The organism is Stenotrophomonas sp. YJH_SMC_127 (genome assembly GCF_059372445.1).
This window is the reverse complement of sequence record NZ_JCAFVO010000002.1, coordinates 139960-158326: the sequence shown is the minus strand read 5'-3', so window position 1 is coordinate 158326 and position 18367 is coordinate 139960. Positions and strand designations below refer to the sequence as shown.

Genomic DNA, 18367 nt, shown 5'->3' with positions numbered 1-18367 from the left:
TACCGAAGATCGCGGGGTTGCCGGCCAGCGGCCGGCACTACCATTGATCAGCTGGAGCACCATTCGCATTCGCTGATGTCGATGTCGTTGGAGCGCACGTAGTAGGTGGTCTTCAGGCCCTCGCGCCAGGCGCTCAGGTGCAGCTCCAGCAGGGTGCTGGCGCGGATCGTGCTGGGCACGTACAGGTTGAAGCTGATCGACTGATCAACATGGCGCTGGCGACGCGCGTTCTGGCGCACGCTGGCGAACTGGTCGACCTTGTACGCCCCCTTCTCGTAGTACGGCCAGGTTTCCAGCGACAACCCCGGCGCTGCCACCGGCCGCCGGAAGTCCTTTTTTTCCTCGTAGTAGAACGCGCTGTAGATCGGGTCGATCGATGCGGTGGAACCGGCAATCTGCGCGGTGCTCATGTTCGGCGCCACCGCCAGCAGCCAGCCGTTGCGCAGGCCGTGCGTGGCGACCTCGCGCGCCAGGCTGTCCCATGCGGCGCCAGTGTAGTCGCGATCACGGAAGTAACGCCCGTTGTGCCAATCGCTGCCGGTGAACATCGGATAGCTGCCCTTTTCCTTCGCCAGTTGCGCGCTGGCCTGGATGGTCAGGAAATTGATGCGCTCATACAGGCGGTCGGCCAGTTGTTCGGCATCCGGTGAATCCCACTGGATCGCCTGCTGCGCCAGCAGGTGGTGCCAACCGAACGTGCCCAGTCCGATGGCGCGGTACTTGCGGTTGGTGATCGTGGCCTGCGGCACCGGCAGTGCGTTGAGGTCGATCACGTTGTCCAGCATGCGCACCTGGATCGGGATCAGGCGCTCCAGCACATCGGTGGCCAGCAGGTCATCCGGCGCATGGATCGCGCGGCCGAGGTTGATCGAAGACAGGTTGCAGACCACGAAGTCGCCGGCGCGGCGTGTGGTGACGATCTGGTCGCCGCTGACGATCTCCTGGATCATCCGCGTCGGGCTCATGTTCTGCAGGATCTCGGTGCACAGGTTGCTGGAATAGATCATGCCGGCGTGCTTGTTCGGGTTACGGCGGTTGACCTCGTCGCGGTAGAACAGGAACGGGTTGCCCGTCTCCAGCTGGCTGAGCATGATGCGCTTGAACAGATCGATCGCCTTCACCGTGCGCCGGCTGATGCGCTCGTCGGCCACCAGTTCGGCGTAGCGGTCGCGGAAGCTGCCCGCGCCGCGCTTCTCGTCGTAGAAGTCCTGCAGGTACCAGCCCTTGGCCTGCTTCACCTCGTGCGGGTCGAACAGGTACCAGTCGGCACGGCGTTCGACTGCTTCCATGAACAGGTCCGGCACGCACACCGAGGTGAACACATCATGCGCGCGCAGGCGCTGGTCGCCGTTGTTGAGGCGCAGGTCCATGAAGGCTTCGATGTCGCGGTGCCAGATGTCCAGGTACACCGCCACCGCGCCCTTGCGCTGGCCAAGCTGGTCGACCGACACTGCGGTGTTGTTGAGCTGCTTGATCCACGGCACCACGCCGCCGGAGGAATTGGGCACGCCCCGTATCGGCGCGCCGCTGCTGCGCACATAGCCCAGATAGGCGCCCACGCCGCCGCCGTGCTTGGACACGCGGGCGATGTCGGTATTGGAGTCATAGATGCCCTGCAGGCTGTCGTCCACCGTGTCGATGAAGCAGCTGGACAGTTGCCCCCCGACCTTGCCGGCGTTGGCCAGGGTCGGCGTGGCCACCGTCATGTACAGGTTGGACAGCGCCCAGTACGCCTCGCCGACCAGCTGCATGCGCCGCTCGCGCGGCTTTTCTTCCTGCATGAGGTACAGCGCGATGGTCAGCCAACGCTCCTGCGGCAGCTCATAGACCTCGCGGCTGCGGTCGCTGGCCAGATAGCGCGTGGCCAGCAGGTACAGGCCGTTGTAGGCGAACAGGCGGTCGCGTTCCGGGTCGATCATACCGCCGGCCTGCTGCAGTTCTTCCTTCGAGTAGCAGCGCAGGATGTCGTTGCTGTAGATGCCGCGGTCAGCCAGGCTTTCCTGCAGGCCCACGTAGGAGCCGTACTTCAGGCCGACATCGTAGAAGCGGTTGCGGCTGGCACGCTTGTACAGGCGGCGCAGGTAGATGCGCGCGGCAAACTGCTCCCACTCCGGCGCGACCAGGTCCACGCGCGATTCGGCCTCGCGGATCAGCAGATCGACAAGGTCATCGGCGCTGATGCTGGGCTTGCGCTCGACCATTGCCTGCACCACGCGGCGGTAGTCGCTCACATCCAGCTGCGGGAACTCGGCGTGCACCGCATCGATGCTGCGCTGCAGGCGCTCGGCGTCGAATGGCAGGCGGCGGTTGCCGGCCTCCTTGGTGATCCAGGTCGGCACGCGCTCGCCACCGGCGCGCAAGGCGTCGCCAGCGCCGGCCAGATCGGCCACGCGGAAGGTACTGTCGGTCATGGTGGTGAAGCTCCAGGCTCGCACGCGCGTTGGCGGTCGATGCCATGGCGGCCCTGCACGCGATACCGGCGCACGGGGCGGTCGGGGTGGGATGCCAAAGCGCGGGAACACCAGATCGTCGGCAACAGCCTGCGCCTGCGGCCGGTATCCGGGCCGTGGGGGCGATCTGGGTCCGCACGATGGCGGCCGCGTCGACACGGCAAGCCTTCAGGGGCGGGCCGCGGGACGTTTGCTGCGTGTCCGGCGGCGGCGGCTGACCGGGAGTGACGACCACAACATAGTGGGGATAATCGGAACCGTCAACACAAGATGCGGCAATCACGACATGCCGCGACGATCAGTCGCAGGATGCCGTGTTGCACCTGCGGCGCCTTGTCGACAGCGCCTGCGTCCCCAGTTCGGTACAACATCAACTTTCCGCGGAACACCGCCCATGCGCGCTGCCCAGTACCCTTCCTTCGGCAACCCGGCCGACGTCCTCGCCATTGCCGATGCCACCCTCCCCGAGCCCGGCCCCGGCGAGGTGCGCATCCGCACCGTGCTGGCCTCGATCCACAATCACGACCTGCTGACCGTGCGCGGCCTCTACGGCTACAAGCCGACACTGCCGGCGATCGGTGGCAGTGAAGCATTGGGCGTGGTCGATGCACTCGGCGAAGGCGTCGACGGCCTGCAGATCGGCCAGCGGGTGGCCGCCGCCTCGGTGCATGGCACCTGGGCCGAAGCGTTCATTGCACCGGCACGCATGGTGATTCCGATGCCCGAGGCGATCCCCGACGAAATGGCCGCGCAGCTGATCGCCATGCCGCTGAGCGCGCTGATGCTGCTGGAATTCCTGCACGTCGAAGCAGGCCAGTGGATCGTGCAGAACACCGCCAATGGCGCGGTGGGCAAGTCGCTGGCGATGCTGGCGCGGGCGCGTGGCGTGCATGTGGCCAACCTGGTGCGCAATGCCGATGCCGTCGCGCAGTTGCAGGCGCTGGGTATCGATCATGTGTTCGACACCTCGGTGGAGGGTTGGAAGGATCGCGTGCGTGAAGCGACTGGCGAAGCACAGGCCGCGGCCGCGGTGGATTCCATCGGCGGCGACGCCAGCGGTGACCTGGTCGACCTGCTTGGCCACCACGGCACCCTGGTGTCGTTCGGGGTGATGAGCGGCGAGCCGATGCGCATTCCCGCCGGTGGCCTGATCTACAAGGAGGCCACGGTGAAGGGCTTCTGGGGCAGCAAAGTCAGCCAGGCGATGGCGGTGGAGGACAAGCGCCGGCTGGTCGGCGAGCTGCTGAAGCGTGCGGCCAGCGGCGAACTGACCCTGCCGGTGGAGAAGATCTTCGCACTGGACGACATCGCCCAGGCGGCAAAGGCGGGCGCCGGTTCTGGCCGCAATGGCAAGGTGCTGCTGCGGCCTTGAGGGTAGGACAACCGGGGTCAGATCCCTTTCCGCTGGAAAGGGACCTGACCCCCGGGAGGAGTGCGGACCAACGGTCCGCACCCATCGAGTCGGTTCGTTAAGAACCTGTGATGTATAACTGAATGCGCTTTCGTCATTGGAAGGCGTACTTGCCTGCATGCGGTACTGACGGCTCCTCCCCCGTTCGGCGTTGTCGCTTCCATGTACCGCACCACCCTGAACCTGCTTGCCGGCGCGATCGCGCTGGGCCTCACCGCCGGCGCTGCCGGCGCCGCTGAAACCGCCGATGCCGGCAAGGACAGCACCACCCTGGGCACCGTGCTGGTGACCGGCTCCAACATCAAGCGCAGCGACACCGCCGGGCCGAACCCGGTGCAGATCGTCAGCCGCGAACAGATCGAGCAGACCGGTCGCTCCACCCTCACCGACGTGCTGCGCAACCTGTCGGCCAATGCCGGCAACAGTTTCGACGAGCAGTACACCGGCAGCTTCGCCGCCGGTTCTGCATCGATCGGCCTGCGCGGCCTGTCTCCGAAGAACACGCTGGTGCTGGTCAACGGCTACCGCGTCTCCAACTTCGGTTTCGCGCTCAACACCCAGGACACCTTCGTCGACCTCAACGCGCTGCCGATCAGCGCAGTGGAACGCATCGAAGTGCTGAAGGATGGCGCCTCGGCGGTGTACGGTTCCGATGCCATCGCCGGCGTCATCAACATCATCCTGCGAAAGAACTTCCAGGGCGTGGAAGTCGGCGGCGGCTTCGGTACCGCCACCCAAGGCGGCCTGAACGAGCGCAAGGCCAACCTGCTGGCTGGCTTCGGTGACCTCGAACAGCAGGGCTGGAACGTGCTGTTCGGGCTGGACCTGCTCAAGCGTGATCGCCTCGACGCCGACCAGCGTGCCTACACCCGCAGCGGCGATTTCCGCGACAAGCCCGGCGGCCGCCTGGCCGGTTGGTCCACCGCCGGTGGCAACTGGCTGTCCAACCCACGCGCGCCGCAGCCGTTCGCCAACTGCCCCGACGGCAGCCAGCTGCGCCCGTACAGCGACTTCGGCAGCACCCTGCCCGGCCAGGCCTGCGCCTTCAACGCGCAGCCGTTCAAGACCCTGCAGCCCGGCGCCGAGCGCCTGCAGGCGTCGTTGAGCGCGACCTACCGCTTCAACGACAGCGTCGAAGCCTTCGCCGATGTGCTGTACAGCCACAACAAGGCCGACCAGATCTTCAGCGCGCCGCTCACCGTGGGCCCTGGCCTGCGTGCCTACAACCCGGCCACCGGCACGCTTATCGACGTGCCGGCGGTGCTGCCGGTCGGCCACCCGAACAACCCGGGCAGCACGCCGCTGCCGTTCGAGTACACGTTCTTCGACCTCGGCCCGCGCCTGAAGGACAACACCCAGGTGTTCTACCGCGCCTTGGCCGGCGTGCGTGGCAGCGGCGAGCGCTGGGACTGGGAAGTGGCGGCGCTGACCTCGCAGAGCGCGCAGCGCGAGTACGTCGACAATTTCGTCAACCGCTACGCGTTCGAACAGATCCTGCGCGATGGCAGTTACAACTTCCTCAACCCGTCCGCCACGCCGGGCGCGCTGGATGCACTGCGCCTGCAGACCAAGCGGCCAGGCTGGTACAAGCTGCACGCGTTGAACGTCAAGGCCTCGACCTCGCTGTGGGACCTCCCGGCCGGTGCGGTCGGCTTCGCCTGGGGTGCCGAGTTCCGCAAGGAGTCACTGGATGCGCGCACCAGCGCACAGGTGCTGTCGGGCACCGAACTGCGTCCGGCCATCAACGTGGTCAACGGCGAGCGTCAGGTCAGCGCCGCCTACGCCGAATTGAGCGTGCCGCTGCACCGCACGCTTGAGCTGCAGGTGGCTGGTCGCGGCGACCACTACGATGATTTCGGCAAGGCGTTCTCGCCGAAGCTGGCGCTGCGCTGGCAGCCGTTGGACAGCCTGCTGCTGCGCGGTTCGTTCTCGCGCGGCTTCCGCGCCCCCTCGCTGCCGGAAATCGCGCCGGGCCAGACCGTCAGCTACGGCTCGGTGATCGATCCGCTGGATCCGCTGCAGCCCGGTGGCAGCCGTGGCGTGACCAACATCCGCACCGGCAACCCGGACCTGAAGGCCGAACGCTCGCGCAACTTCAACGTGGGCGCGGTGTGGTCGCCGGATGGCGATACCAGCATCGGCCTGGACTGGTACCGCATCGAGCAGGACAACCTGGTCAAGCCGGACAGCGCGCAGTTCATCGTCGACAACCCGACGCTGTTCCCCGGCCGTGTACAGCGTGATGCGCAGGGGCGCATCCAGTTCATCACCAACCAGTACGCCAACCAGGGCGAACTGACCACCTCCGGGCTGGACCTGGATGCCAACCACACCTTCCGCACCGAGGGCTGGGGCAACTTCACCGTGGCCGGCAGCTGGACCCACCTGCTCAGCTTCAAGCAGCCGCTGGTGGCCGGCCAGGCACCGTATGACGGCGCCGGCAACAACCGCCACGGCGCACTGCCGCGCACCCGCGGCACCACCTCGCTGAACTGGGCGGTGGGCGACTGGAGCAGCACGCTGAGCCTGCAGTACGTGAGCGGCTATGACCAGCGTGTGGCGACGGCGACCAGCAACCCGGGCCTGCGCGACCGCATCAAGCCGTATCACCAGCTGGACCTGTACGTGGCCTACGAAGGTATTCCCAACACCACGCTGTCGCTGTCGGTGCTGAACCTGACCGACAAGGATCCGCCGTTCGACCCGGCCGGTGGCTCCAACGGCTTCGACATCAGCCAGTACAACCTGCGCGGGCAGTTCGTCTCGCTGGGGGCGCGCTACCGGTTCTGATGGGCCAACGGGGCGGCGGTGATGGGCCGCCCCGTTCGCGTTGCCGGCCAGCGGCCGGCACTACCATCGAATCCACCGACCGCCGGGGGAATGCCCGGCGGTCGTGTATTACCGGCTCAGGTGCAGGAACTGCAGGTGCCGTTCGTACTGGCTGATGATGTCGTTGATGATCTGCTTGCGGCTGTAGCCGACCAGGTCGTAGTCCTGGCTGCCTTCGAACAGATGCACTTCCGCGCGGTAGTAGCGCTGGTTGCGCAGCTGCTGCGCGGCGAACGACGGGGTCAGGTAGCCACTCAGGATCACCCGGTACAGGAAATCCTGCTGCTCGCCATGGTTCACTGTCAGCTCCATGTCGCCGGCCTCGAAGCGCGTGGCGACGTCCCAGCCCTGCCCGCGCAGCTGTTCGGCCACCGCTTCCATCGCCGGCTTCACCGTGTCATCCATGAAGCGGTAGACCTGGTCGCGCACCGGGAAGTGCATGGCCTGGCTCAGGCGCTGGCGCCAGCCCTGATGGTGGCGATCGTCACCGATCAGCGGCGAGGGCCGGTACTGCAGCGCGCGCTTGCGGTGCGATTCGTCACTGAAGGCGCGGGTCAGGCCCCACATCATCAGCAGCAGCACCGCCGAGAACGGCAGCGAGGCCAATACCACCGCCGATTTCAGTGCATCGATGCTGCCGGCCAGCAGCAGCCCGGCGGTCAGCACCGCGATCACCGTGCCCCAGAACACGCGCAGCCAGCGCGGACCATCATCCTCCGGCGCGCCGCCGTGCGAGGACAGCGTGGACAACACCACCGCCCCCGAATCAGCCGACGTCACGAAGAAGATGAAGCTGACCAGCACGGTCACCGCGATCACCGTGCGGCTCCACGGGTAGCCATCCAGCAGTGCATACAGCACGGTCGGTGGGTCATCCACCGCCAGCTGCGCCAGCTGCTGCTGGCCGTGGTGCAGCACCTGGTCCAGCGCGCTGTTGCCGAAGATCGACAGCCAGGCCAGGGTGAAGCCCAGCGGGATCAGCAGCACGCCGAACACGAATTCGCGGATGGTGCGGCCACGCGAGATGCGCGCGATGAACAGGCCGACGAACGGCGCCCAGCCGATCCACCAGGCCCAGTAGAACACCGTCCAACCGCCCAGCCATTCCGGCCGGCCGCCATAGGCGTACACATCGAAACTCTTGCCGACCACGCTGCCCAGGTAGTCGCCCAGGTTCTGCATCAGCGTACTCAGCAGGTACTGGGTGGGGCCGGCGCACAGCATGAACAGCACCAGCGCGATCGCCAGCAGCATGTTGATGTTGGCCATCCAGCGCACGCCCTTCTCCACGCCTGAAACCGCGACGGCCACCGCCGCGCCCATCATGCTGACCACCAGGATGATCTGCACCAGGTTGGAGTGCGGGATGTTGAACAGGTGCGACAGGCCCGCGTTGAGGTGCAGCACGCCGAAGCCCATGTCGGCGCCGATGCCGAATACGGTGGCGACGATGCCCAGCGCGTCCACGGTGTAGCCGATCGGCCCGTTGATGCGCTTGCCGATCAGCGGATACAGCGCCGAGCGCAGCGCCAGCGGCAGGTTGTGGCGATAGGCGAAGTAGGCCATCGCCATCGCTGCGAGTGCGAACACGCCCCAGCCATGCAGGCCCCAGTGCAGGAAGAGCAGCTGCATGGCCTGGCGCGCGCCGGCCTCGCCCGCCGCCGGTTCGCCCTGCGGCGGCTGCAGGTAGTGGGTCAGCGGTTCGGAGACGCAGAAGAAGAACAGGGTGATGCTGATGCCGGCGGCGAACAGCATGCCGGCCCAGGAAAGATAACTGAACTCCGGCTCATCATGGTCGGCGCCGAGCTTGATGCCACCATACTTGGACAGCGCCACACCGACCACGAACACCAAGTACAGGGTCATCGCCAGCAGGTAGTACCAGCCGACATTGAGTGCGGCCCAGTCCTGCGCCTTGACCAGCAGGCGGCCCGCACCGAGCGGAAACAGGCTGACGAACAGCGCGAACGCCACGACAACGATCGCCGCGAAGGCGAACACAGGCCGAAGGGTGCGCACCGGGGATTGTTGCGGCTCCAGTACATCCATGGGGCGGCGTTCTCCGGTAGATCAAAGGGTTAGCCGACCGATTCTGGCTGAACCGCAGTGGACAGAGCATGAAGTTGCGGCCTGTGGTCACAGGCCCGGCCCACCATTCCGTGTTATCACGCGCGCGCCGGAGCGCAACCTTGCCCGCGCGGGCCGCGCCGCGGCCACGCGCGTCCTGTCCGATCACGACATTACATGCACCGCACACAGCTTGTTGCCATCCGGGTCACGCAGATAGGCCAGAAACACCTGCCGACCGGACATGTTGCGGACGCCGGGCGGATCTTCGATTGCGGTGCCACCGTGAGCCACGCCAGCTTCCTGCCAGGCACGCACGGCCTCTGCACTGCCCAGACTGAAACCGATGGTGCCGCCGTTGGCATGGCACGCTGGCTGCCCATCGATCGGCGCGGTCACGCCGAACATCCGCCCATCCTTGAAGTACAGCAGCCGACCCTTTTCGTCGAACACACCCGGACGTGCCCCCATCGCGGCGAACAGGGCATCGTAGAAGCGATGCGCGACGTCCATGTCGTTCGTTCCAACGGTGATGTGGCTGAACATGCGGGCACTCCTTGTGGAAAGCCGCAGTGTCGGCGAGCGCGGGCGACTTCGCAAATCGCCCGCACCGGTGCCGCCACGCCCGCGAAAAGACCCGTTGCTACTTGGCGGTGCTGAGCAGCAGCACCGCCGCAGTGACCAGACCGATGCCGATCCAACCGATCGGACGCAGGCGGTTGCCGAACAACAGGCGTCCGCAGGTGGCGGTTCCGATCACGCCGATCGCACCCCACATCGCATAGGCGGTGGCCAGGTCCATGTAACGCACCGCCTGGCCCAGCAGGGCGAAGGCGATCCAGACCATGACGATCGCAGCGACACCCCAGCGCCAGCGGCGGAAGCCTTCCGACTTGGCCACCATCATGTTCGCGGCGACATCGATCAGCGCCGAACAGATCACGAAAAACAGAGCCAAGGTATTCATCAGTGTGCCTCCCCGAGGGTGACGCAGACGATGCCCACCACCGCCAGCACCAGGCCGGCCAGCTGCTGCAGCGACAGGCTCTCGCCGAACACGGTGAGGCCGACCACGGTCAGCAGGGTCAGGCCCAGGCCTTCCCACACCGCGTAGGCCACGCCCACCGCGATGCGACGCACCGACTGCGCCAGGAAGAAGTAGGACAGCGCCAGCGCACCGGCCATGATCAGATAACCGGTCCAGCCGCCATCGCGGGCGGCGTGGGCCATGAACGAGGTGCCGACCACTTCGGCGACGATCGCCACGGTCAGGCAGGCCCAGGCGACCAGCGCGCCACGGGCGGGAACAGTACGGGACATGTGAAACTCCTTGCAGGACGGGGACCGCGCCGCCTCATCAATGGATCCACGCCGCGCGTGGAGGGTCCGGAACGCCCCTCGCAGACAGGGGCGACGGTGGTTAGTATCATCGCCTTTTACGGTGGTATCAAAATGGATTCCATCGACAGGAGCGATGGATCAATGCCCTATTCCCCTGAATCCCTACAGGCCTTCGTGGAAGCCGCCGCGCTGGGCTCGTTCTCGGCCGCGGCACGGCGGCTGGGCAAGACCCAGTCGACGGTCAGCACCGCCATTGCCCACCTGGAAGCCGACCTCGGCGTGAGCCTGTTCGACCGCAGCGGGCGCTACCCGCGGCTGACCGAGGCCGGGCGCCAGGTGCTGGGCCACGCACAGGAGATCCTGGCCGCCGATGCGCGCCTGCAGCAGTTGAGCGTGCGCCTGTCCGCGCCGGTCGAGCCGCGCCTGACCGTGGTGTTTTCCGATGTCTACCAGCTGGATCCCGAGCAGCGGATCCTGCAGCGCTTCGCCGAAGCGTTCCCGGAGATCGAGCTGGAGTGGCTGGATGCCGAAGGCGAGGACGTGCTGGAACGGGTGAGCAGCGGCCGCGCCGCGCTGGGCCTGCTGCCCAGGCAGGAGCGCTATCCCGATGGGCTGGTGGCGCGGCCGCTGGCGCACCACAGCGAACTGTCGGTGTACGTGGCGCGCGGACACCCGCTGGCCAGCGCCGGGCGTCGCGCCGCCGCACAACTGGCACGGCATCGGCAGGTGCGCCTGAGCGCGGAAGTCGATCAGACCCGCTTGGTCACCGGCCTCGCGTGGACCGCCACCGATTACCTGATGGTGATGGAGATGGCCGAGGACGGCATCGGCTGGGCCGAACTGCCGCGGGCGCTGGTGCAGCGCTATGACCGTGGGCGGCTGGTGGAACTGGTGCTGCCGGGCTGGCCGCGGCGCATCCACAGCGACCTGCTGTGGCGACGCGACACGCCGCCAGGCCCAGCCGCACTCTGGTGGGCCGACGCGTTGGGGTGAAAAAGGGGACGGAAAAAGGGGACGGAGGGGATTAAGTCGTTTGTGCCCCGGCGGTACTGGGGCACAAACGACTTAATCCCCTCCGTCCCCTTTTTATCTGTCAGCGATGGGCGAGCGCGTAATCCAGCGCCGCGCACACCGCTGCCACCTGTGCGTCGTTGCACTGTTGCGGGGTTGCCCGCGGGCTGTCCGGGTAGACCTCGGTGGTGGTGGTGTACTTCGCGCCGGTAATGCCGGCGCACAGGCCCAGCTTCACCAGCGGATACTCGATCACGCCATGGGCGACCACCGGCGAACCGATGATCTCGCCCTTGTCGTCGGCGGGGGCAATGTGGGTGACCTTCTCCACCGCAGCGATCACCGCCTGCTGGAAGGCCGGCTGCGGGGCCTCGCTGTCATCCACCAGGTAGAAGCCATCCGGAATCAGGCCCGGCTCGAACGGCTTGCCGTCACGCGCGGCCAGCGCCGGACGGAACTCGCTTTCATCACTGTCGGTGGTCTCGTGCAGGTCGATGTGCAGCACGAACTGGCCCTTGATCGGTGCAATCAGCTCGATCAGCGCAGTCGACTCGCGGGCCGGGCCATCGGCGCGGAAGTTGCGGTTCGGGTCGATCGCATCGAAGTTCCAGCGGTTGATGCGCTCGAAGCCCCACGGATTCACGCACGGCGCCACCATCAGGTTGGCCTTGCCGGCATAGTCGGCGGCGTGCTTCTCGAGGAACTCCAGCGCGCCCATCACGCCACTGGTCTCATAGCCGTGCACGCCACCGGTAACCAGCGCGGCGGGCAGCGCCGGGTTCCAGTCGCGGCTGCGCAGGGCGAACAACGTATAGGTCTCGCCAGCGTAGTCGAGCTGGCCATAGGCCACCTTGTCGAAACGCGAGGCCAGCGCCTCGATGCGCGGCAGCACCTCCTGGTCATAGCGACGCAGGCGCTGCTGGCGACCACGCCACAGCTCCCGTTCCGCCGCTCCCCACGGTTGGCCAGGAGTTCCGACGGGGTAGAAGGCGGCTTGGGACATGGCGGATCTCGGCGAGTCAGGAAGCAATCGCCCACTCTACCACCGGGGCATCGGTATGAACCGGAGGCGCATTCCAATAGCGAATGGAATCAGCAATAATTCTCATTTACGACCTTCCACAACCCGCATCGATGCCCATCCACGCCCTGCAACCGGCCCGCCTGCCCCTGGCTGCCGCCCTCGCCCTGTGCCTGCTCCCGGCCACCCGTGCCTTCGCCCAGGACGGCGCCACAACGCTGGACAGCATCCAGGTGTCCGGCAGCTGGCTGGGCACCGGCCTGCATGACAGCGTCAAGAGCTTCGCCGGCGCGCGCACGGTGGTCGACCGCCAGCGCATCGAGGCCAGCGGCGCGGCCAGCATCGGCGATGCCATGCGCCGCATCCCCGGCGTGCAGGTCACCGACAACTCCGGCACGGCCGGCAGCTCGGTCTCGCTGAACATCGGCGTGCGCGGCCTGACCGGACGCTACTCGCCGCGCTCGACCGTACTGCTGGACGGCGTGCCGCTGGCGGTGGCGCCGTATGGCCAGCCGCAGCTGTCGTTCGCGCCGACCAGCCTGTCCAACATCGAATCGATCGACGTGGTGCGCGGCGGCGGCGCGGTGCGCTACGGCCCGCAGAACGTGGGCGGCATCATCAACTTCAGCACCCGCGCCATCCCCACCGAGGCAGGCCTGCACGGCGAAGCGGGCGTGCGCTACACCGCCTACGACCATGGCGGCGGTGACAGCACCCAGTACAACGCCTTCCTCGGCGGTACCGGCGACAACGGCCTGGGCGCGGCCCTGCTGTACTCCGGCCAGGACGGGCGTGGCTGGCGCCAGGGCAGCGATGACCGCTTCAACGACCTGGCGCTGAAGTTCGCCTATGCCATCGACGCGCAGCAGGAACTGCGTGCCAAGCTGTCGTACTACGATGTGCGCTCGCTGACCCCGGGCGGCCTGACCCGCGCGCAATACGAGGCCGACCCGTTCCAGAACACCCGCTCCACCGATTTCTGGAAGGGCCACCGCACCGGCATCGACCTGGGCTACACCAACACGCTGTCGGCCAACAGCGAGTTCGAGGTGCTGGCCTATTACAACGAAAGCAGCCGCGCCAGCTCGCTGATCAACACGGCCAATACCCAGTTGACCGTGCAGCCGCGCGATTACCGCGTGCTTGGCATCGAGCCGCGCTACACCCAGCGCCTGCACTGGGGCGCCAGCGTGCACGACATCACCGCCGGCTACCGCTTCCTGCGCGAGCGCGGCAACGACCGCAGTTACACCGTCAGCCGCCGCACCGGCGTGGCCAGTGCCACCACCCGTTTCGACAACGCGACCGATGCCCATGCGTTCTACATCGACGACCGCATCGCGATCGGCCAGTGGCGGATCACCCCGGGCGTGCGCATGGAATGGATCGACATGGACCGCCGCCAGGCCGGTGGCACGGCGACCTTCAGCAGCCGCAACGACAAGGCCCTGCCCTCGCTCAACATCGCCTACCTGCTGACGCCGCGGCTGACTGTGTTCGGCAACTACACCACCTCGTTCGGGCCGGTGCAGAACATCCAGCTCAATTCCCAGACCGCCAGCAATCCGCTCAAACCGGAAGTGGCAAAGACCGCCGAACTGGGCGCGCGCTGGCAGGACGGCGCACTGCGCGCGGAAGTGACCGTGTTCAAGATGCGCTTCGACAACCAGATCCTGCAGGTGCCGGGGATCACCCCACCGACCTTCCAGAACATCGGCGCCACCGACCACAAGGGCGTGGAGAGCGCGCTGGAGTACCACTTCGCCGAGGACAGTGCGCTGGCCGGACTGGAGCTGTACGCCAACTACACCTGGACCCAGGCGATCCAGCAGTCCGGTGACAACCGCGGCCTGGACGTGCCCTTCTACTCGCGCGACACCGACAGCGTCGGCGCCCGCTACGCACTGGCCGGCTGGACCTTCAATGTCTCCAGCACCCATCAGAGCGGCCAGTTCTCCGATGCCGCCAACACCTGGGAAGAAACCGCTGACGCGCGCGTGGGCCGCGTGCCGGGCGTGCGCCTGTGGAACGCGCAGGTGGCCTGGCAGGTGCCGGGGCTGGACGACAGCGAGATCGCGCTGGGCGTGAACAACCTGACCGACAAGCGCTGGTACACCCGCAACGTCGATGGCAACGCCGGCCGCATGGTGGCTGCGCCACGCACCTTCTACGTGCAGGGCCGCTACCGCTTCTGACGCGGTAACCGCCCGATGCAGTGACGGCGGCGACCACGGTGGCGGCGTATCATGCCGCCACCATGTCACTGCCTGTTTCGCCATCGCGCCTGCATCTGGCCTTCCAGGGCCTGCGCCTGCGCCTGCGCGGCAGCGACCTGTGGTTCATCGCGCTTGCCCTGCTGGTCGGCCTGATCGCCGGCTACCTGACCCTGCTGCAGTCCGGCATCGCACGCTGGCTGCAGGGCACCCTGTACGGGCTCGACGACGGCATGCGCCTGAGCTCCCTGCCCGCGCTGACCTGGACCGCACTGCTGGTGCTGCCGCTGGGTGGCCTGCTGGTCGGCCTGGTCAGCCTGGCCGCGACCCGGCTCAAGCGGCCCCTGCTCGATGCGGTCGAAGCCAATGCCCTGCATGGCGGGCGCATGTCGATGCGCGACAACCTCATCGTGCTGACCCAGACCCTGCTGTCCAATGGCTGCGGCGCCTCGGTCGGGCTGGAGGCTTCGTATACGCAGATGGGAGCGGGCAGCGGCTCGCAGCTGGGCAGGGTGATGCGCCTGCGCCGCAACGACGTGCGCATCCTGGTCGGCGCCGGTGCCGCCGGTGCCATCGCGGCCGCCTTCGGGGCGCCACTGGCCGGCGCGTTCTACGCCTTCGAGATCGTCATCGGCGCCTACACCCCGGCCGCACTGGCGCCGGTGGCGGTGGCCGCGCTGGCAGGTGCATTCGTGGCCGACCAGGCCGGCATCGAGCCCTACCTGCTGCCGGCTGCCTCGACGATTGATGTCCGCGCCGCCGACTACGCCATTTACGGCCTGCTTGGCTGCTGCTGCGCGATGGTCGGCATCGCGGTGATGCGGCTGATCGCCTCGATCGAAGGCACGGTCAAGCGCAGCCCGCTGCCTGCCTGGGGTCGGCCGGTGGTGGGCGGCCTGCTGCTGATTCCGCTGGCCCTGGCCAGCCCGCAGGTGCTGTCGTCCGGCCATGGCGCGCTGCACCTGGACCTGACCACGCACCTGCCGCTGATCTGGATCGGCGGCCTGCTGACCCTGAAGTGCCTGGCCTCGGGCATCTCGCTCGGGTTTGGTTTCCGCGGCGGCCTGTTCTTCGCCTCGTTGTTCATGGGCACCCTGGTCGGCGCCCTGTTCGCCGGCCTGCTGGCGATGGCCACTGGTGTGCCGGTGATCGACGCCACGTCCGCCGCGCTGGCTGGCATGGCAGCGTTGGCCGCCGCCGTGGTCGGCGCACCGATGACCATGGCCATGCTGGTGCTGGAAGGCACCCACGACTTCCTGCTGACCAGCGTGGTGATGAGTGCGGTGCTGGTCTCCAGCACGCTGGTACGGCAGTGGTTCGGTTATTCGTTCTCGACCTGGCGCATGCACCTGCGCGGCGAGACCATCAAGAGCGCACGCGACGTGGGCTGGGTGCAGAACCTCAACGCCGGCCGGCTGATGCGCAAGGGCGTGGCTACCGCGCCGGCCGATCTCGATGCCGCCACGTTCCGCCAGCGCTTCCCGCTGGGTTCGGGCAGCCGGGTGATCCTGATCGACAGCGAAGGCCATTACGCAGGCATCGTGCAGATTCCGCGCGTCTACGGCGACGGCGTGAAGCCGGAGACCATGATCGGCGAGCTGGCCGAGAACCGGGACGTGTCACTGTCACCGGCCGCGGACGTGGTCAGCGTGATGCAGCGCTTCGACCAGACCCAGGCCGATGAACTGGCCGTGGTCGCCGCCGACGGCCAGGTCCTGGGCGTGGTCTCTGAAGCCTTCGTCCGCAAGCGCTACGCCGAGGAACTGGACAAGCGCCAGCGCGAACTGATGGGCGAGCGCGTCGACGACACCGACTGACCCCGCAAAAAGGGGACGGAGGGGATTAAGTCGTTTCTGACACTTTCGAAATCCGCGCATGGCGTGGATCTACTGTCACCTCGACCGGGTAGACTCCGGCCATGCGCTTCATTGAGACCTTCCAGGCCGGCCCCTTCGCCGACACCGTGGTCAGCCTGCTGACCGCCTTCGTGCTGGGCACGCTGATCGGCGCCGAGCGCCAGTACCGGCAACGCACCGCCGGCCTGCGCACCAACGTGCTGGTGGCAGTGGGCGCCGCCGCCTTCGTCGACCTGGGCATGCGCATCGCCGGCAGCGCCGAGGCGGTACGGGTGATTTCCTACGTGGTCTCCGGTGTAGGCTTCCTCGGCGCCGGCGTGATCATGAAGGAAGGCATGAACGTGCGCGGCCTGAACACCGCCGCCACCCTGTGGTGCTCGGCGGCGGTCGGCAGCTGCACCGGCGCGGACATGCTGGCCGAGGGCGTGCTGCTGACCGTGCTGATCATCGCCGGCAACACCCTGCTGCGGCCGCTGGTGAATGCGATCAACCGCATCCCGATCAACGAGACGGCGACCGAAGCCACCTACGAAGTGCGCCTGAGCGTGGATGCCGAAGCAGTTCCGCGTGTACGCGAGCGACTGGTCGATGCGCTGGAGGCCGCGCAGTATCCGGTGGGCGATGTGCAGGTGGTCGAACATGCCGACGCGCCTACCGACGTGATCGCGGTGCTGGTCAGTACCGCGGTCAGTGCCGACGAGCTGGATCTGGTGCTGGCACGGATGGAGCACGTGCCGGGGGTGCTGCATGCCACGTGGGAAGTCAGCACCCGCGATTGATTCATCCACGCAGGGCGTGGATCTGCCGAGGTCGTGCTGCAGTAGATTCACGCCATGCGTGGATACGCTTCTCTCACCCACCCGCCATGCGCTGCTGTGCCCGCAGCAGCTTCCGGAACGAGCCGCACTTCCGGGCATCCTGTGCCTGCGGGCAGGCCGCCGCACGTTGCAGGTGCCGGCGTACCCGTTGCAGCTGGATGATCTGCTGCTGCAGCACATCAGCCTGCGCCAGCAGGGCCTCACGATCCAGCGTAAGGCATCCGCGCTGCGGTGGCAGCGATGCGCCGATCTGCTGCAGCGACAGCCCGGCCGCCTGGCCCAGGCCGATCAGTGCCAGCCGCTCCAGCACCTGCTCGTCGTACTGCCGGCGCAGGCCGCGACGGCCCACTGCCTGCAGCAGCCCAAGCTGTTCGTAGTAACGCAGGGTCGAGGCCGGCACGCCACTGCGCTTGACCACTTCGCCGATATCCAGTTCACGCACGGGCTTGACCTCAAGTGACCTTCAAGCGCCAACCTATGGGCGACTTCCCTGCAAGGCAAGACCATGACCCGTACACCCCCCGTTGATCAGAGCGCCCTGTGGAACGGTCCTGGCGGCCAGGTCTGGGTTGCGCAGCAGGCCATTCTCGATGGCCTGTTCCAGCCCATGGCCGACCTGCTGGTGGCCGAACTTCCGGAGACCGTCACGCAACTGCTGGATGTAGGCTGCGGTACCGGTGCCAGCCTGCTGGCATCAGCCGCCGCACGCCCGGCGACACACAGCACCGGCCTGGACATCTCCGCGCCGATGCTGGCGCTGGCCCGCCAGCGCGCCGAGGCTGCGGGACTGGACGCGGACTTCATCGTGGCAGACGCGCAGCGCCATCCTCTGCCGTCCGCGCACTTCGACTGGATCCAGTCGCGGCTGGGCGTGATGTTCTTCGAGGACAGCCAGGCCGCGTTCGCCAACCTGCATCGTGCCGCGACACCCGGCGCTGGGCTGCGCTTCATCGCCTGGCGCAGTGCCGACGAGAATCCATTCATGACCACGGCCGAGCGCGCCATCGGCGATGCACTGGATCTGCCGCCCCGGGTACCCGGCGCGCCGGGACAGTTCGCCTTCGCCGATGGCGGGCGGGTACAGCGGCTTGTGCAGGCCGCCGGTTGGAAGGATGTGGAGGTGGTTGCGGTAGACCTGCCCTGCTCGATCGCCCGCGAAGACCTGCCCACCTATGTCGGCCAGCTGGGCCCGTTGGGGCTGGCCCTGCGCTCAATGCCGGAAGCCCGTGCCGCCGTGCTTCGCCACCAGGCGCTGGCTGCATTCGCGCCGTTCATCGAAGGCGACCGCGTACGCGTGGATGCCGCCTGCTGGCTGGTCCGCGCCCGCGCGTAGGAAAAGGGGACGGAGGG

At 67.3% G+C, this 18367-nt stretch carries 14 protein-coding genes; 7 read left to right on the top strand and 7 right to left on the bottom strand.

All coding sequences use genetic code 11. The features are described 5' to 3' along the window. Nucleotides 1–47: 47 nt before the first annotated feature. A complete protein-coding gene (locus tag AC5QAB_RS06020) occupies nucleotides 48–2411 on the bottom strand; it encodes a ribonucleoside-diphosphate reductase subunit alpha (protein ID WP_032962532.1) in 2364 nt (787 codons plus the stop codon). Nucleotides 2412–2844: 433 nt separating this feature from the next. On the opposite strand from AC5QAB_RS06020, the gene AC5QAB_RS06015 reads away from it, so the two are divergent. Together AC5QAB_RS06015 and AC5QAB_RS06010 are read left to right on the top strand one after the other, a co-directional pair. Then, a complete protein-coding gene (locus AC5QAB_RS06015) occupies nucleotides 2845–3822 on the top strand; it encodes a zinc-binding dehydrogenase (RefSeq protein WP_075077108.1) in 978 nt (325 codons plus the stop codon). 201 nt (nucleotides 3823–4023) lie between these two features. Next, a complete protein-coding gene (locus AC5QAB_RS06010; RefSeq protein WP_197557472.1) occupies nucleotides 4024–6651 on the top strand; it encodes a TonB-dependent receptor in 2628 nt (875 codons plus the stop codon). Between the two features lie 108 nt (nucleotides 6652–6759). On the opposite strand, the gene betT is transcribed toward AC5QAB_RS06010, so the two are convergent. The 4 genes from betT to AC5QAB_RS05990 form a co-directional block, all read right to left on the bottom strand. Next, nucleotides 6760–8739: a choline BCCT transporter BetT gene (gene betT / locus AC5QAB_RS06005; protein WP_049407437.1), complete on the bottom strand. Its 1980-nt coding sequence runs from the start codon at nucleotides 8737–8739 to the stop codon at nucleotides 6760–6762. 183 nt (nucleotides 8740–8922) lie between these two features. Then, on the bottom strand, nucleotides 8923–9303 hold the full coding sequence (locus tag AC5QAB_RS06000; RefSeq protein WP_046431075.1) for a VOC family protein: 381 nt from the start codon (nucleotides 9301–9303) through the stop codon (nucleotides 8923–8925). Between the two features lie 97 nt (nucleotides 9304–9400). After that, entirely contained in the window at nucleotides 9401–9724 is a 324-nt protein-coding gene (locus AC5QAB_RS05995) for a DMT family transporter (protein ID WP_014647443.1), read from the bottom strand. Beyond that, nucleotides 9724–10077 carry an SMR family transporter gene (locus AC5QAB_RS05990; protein WP_010485170.1) on the bottom strand — a complete coding sequence of 118 codons (354 nt, stop codon included), beginning with the start codon at nucleotides 10075–10077 and terminating at the stop codon, nucleotides 9724–9726. Before AC5QAB_RS05990 ends, AC5QAB_RS05995 begins: the two co-directional genes overlap by 1 nt. A gap of 162 nt (nucleotides 10078–10239) precedes the next feature. On the opposite strand from AC5QAB_RS05990, the gene AC5QAB_RS05985 reads away from it, so the two are divergent. Continuing rightward, a complete protein-coding gene (locus AC5QAB_RS05985; protein WP_049407431.1) occupies nucleotides 10240–11091 on the top strand; it encodes a LysR family transcriptional regulator in 852 nt (283 codons plus the stop codon). Nucleotides 11092–11191: 100 nt separating this feature from the next. On the opposite strand, the gene AC5QAB_RS05980 is transcribed toward AC5QAB_RS05985, so the two are convergent. Then, nucleotides 11192–12112: a M14 family metallopeptidase gene (locus tag AC5QAB_RS05980; protein ID WP_049407430.1), complete on the bottom strand. Its 921-nt coding sequence runs from the start codon at nucleotides 12110–12112 to the stop codon at nucleotides 11192–11194. Nucleotides 12113–12243: 131 nt separating this feature from the next. Here AC5QAB_RS05980 and AC5QAB_RS05975 point away from each other — a divergent pair, with 131 nt between their 5' ends. From AC5QAB_RS05975 to AC5QAB_RS05965, 3 genes are all read left to right on the top strand, one after another. Next, nucleotides 12244–14325, top strand: a complete 2082-nt coding sequence (locus tag AC5QAB_RS05975; RefSeq protein ID WP_197561589.1) for a TonB-dependent siderophore receptor — start codon at nucleotides 12244–12246, stop codon at nucleotides 14323–14325. Between the two features lie 62 nt (nucleotides 14326–14387). Further along, a complete protein-coding gene (locus tag AC5QAB_RS05970; protein ID WP_046431088.1) occupies nucleotides 14388–16160 on the top strand; it encodes a chloride channel protein in 1773 nt (590 codons plus the stop codon). A gap of 101 nt (nucleotides 16161–16261) precedes the next feature. Beyond that, nucleotides 16262–16978 (top strand): MgtC/SapB family protein, encoded by a 717-nt coding sequence (locus tag AC5QAB_RS05965; protein WP_495233219.1) that lies wholly within the window; start codon nucleotides 16262–16264, stop codon nucleotides 16976–16978. Between the two features lie 73 nt (nucleotides 16979–17051). Here AC5QAB_RS05965 and AC5QAB_RS05960 read toward each other — a convergent pair whose 3' ends face one another. Continuing rightward, on the bottom strand, nucleotides 17052–17459 hold the full coding sequence (locus AC5QAB_RS05960) for a MerR family transcriptional regulator (protein WP_049407425.1): 408 nt from the start codon (nucleotides 17457–17459) through the stop codon (nucleotides 17052–17054). 63 nt (nucleotides 17460–17522) lie between these two features. Here AC5QAB_RS05960 and AC5QAB_RS05955 point away from each other — a divergent pair, with 63 nt between their 5' ends. Beyond that, complete coding sequence (locus AC5QAB_RS05955; protein ID WP_053494470.1) at nucleotides 17523–18350, top strand: class I SAM-dependent methyltransferase; 828 nt, start codon at nucleotides 17523–17525, stop codon at nucleotides 18348–18350. Nucleotides 18351–18367: the final 17 nt, after the last annotated feature.

Bases quoted from the DNA above. Each gene is read 5' to 3' on its own strand.
- AC5QAB_RS06020 (WP_032962532.1), bottom strand. From the start codon at position 2,411: ATGACCGACAGTACCTTCCGCGTGGCCGATCTGGCCGGCGCTGGCGAC.
- AC5QAB_RS06015 (WP_075077108.1), top strand. From the start codon at position 2,845: ATGCGCGCTGCCCAGTACCCTTCCTTCGGCAACCCGGCCGACGTCCTC.
- AC5QAB_RS06010 (WP_197557472.1), top strand. From the start codon at position 4,024: ATGTACCGCACCACCCTGAACCTGCTTGCCGGCGCGATCGCGCTGGGC.
- betT (WP_049407437.1), bottom strand. From the start codon at position 8,739: ATGGATGTACTGGAGCCGCAACAATCCCCGGTGCGCACCCTTCGGCCT.
- AC5QAB_RS06000 (WP_046431075.1), bottom strand. From the start codon at position 9,303: ATGTTCAGCCACATCACCGTTGGAACGAACGACATGGACGTCGCGCAT.
- AC5QAB_RS05995 (WP_014647443.1), bottom strand. From the start codon at position 9,724: ATGAATACCTTGGCTCTGTTTTTCGTGATCTGTTCGGCGCTGATCGAT.
- AC5QAB_RS05990 (WP_010485170.1), bottom strand. From the start codon at position 10,077: ATGTCCCGTACTGTTCCCGCCCGTGGCGCGCTGGTCGCCTGGGCCTGC.
- AC5QAB_RS05985 (WP_049407431.1), top strand. From the start codon at position 10,240: ATGCCCTATTCCCCTGAATCCCTACAGGCCTTCGTGGAAGCCGCCGCG.
- AC5QAB_RS05980 (WP_049407430.1), bottom strand. From the start codon at position 12,112: ATGTCCCAAGCCGCCTTCTACCCCGTCGGAACTCCTGGCCAACCGTGG.
- AC5QAB_RS05975 (WP_197561589.1), top strand. From the start codon at position 12,244: ATGCCCATCCACGCCCTGCAACCGGCCCGCCTGCCCCTGGCTGCCGCC.
- AC5QAB_RS05970 (WP_046431088.1), top strand. From the start codon at position 14,388: ATGTCACTGCCTGTTTCGCCATCGCGCCTGCATCTGGCCTTCCAGGGC.
- AC5QAB_RS05965 (WP_495233219.1), top strand. From the start codon at position 16,262: ATGCGCTTCATTGAGACCTTCCAGGCCGGCCCCTTCGCCGACACCGTG.
- AC5QAB_RS05955 (WP_053494470.1), top strand. From the start codon at position 17,523: ATGACCCGTACACCCCCCGTTGATCAGAGCGCCCTGTGGAACGGTCCT.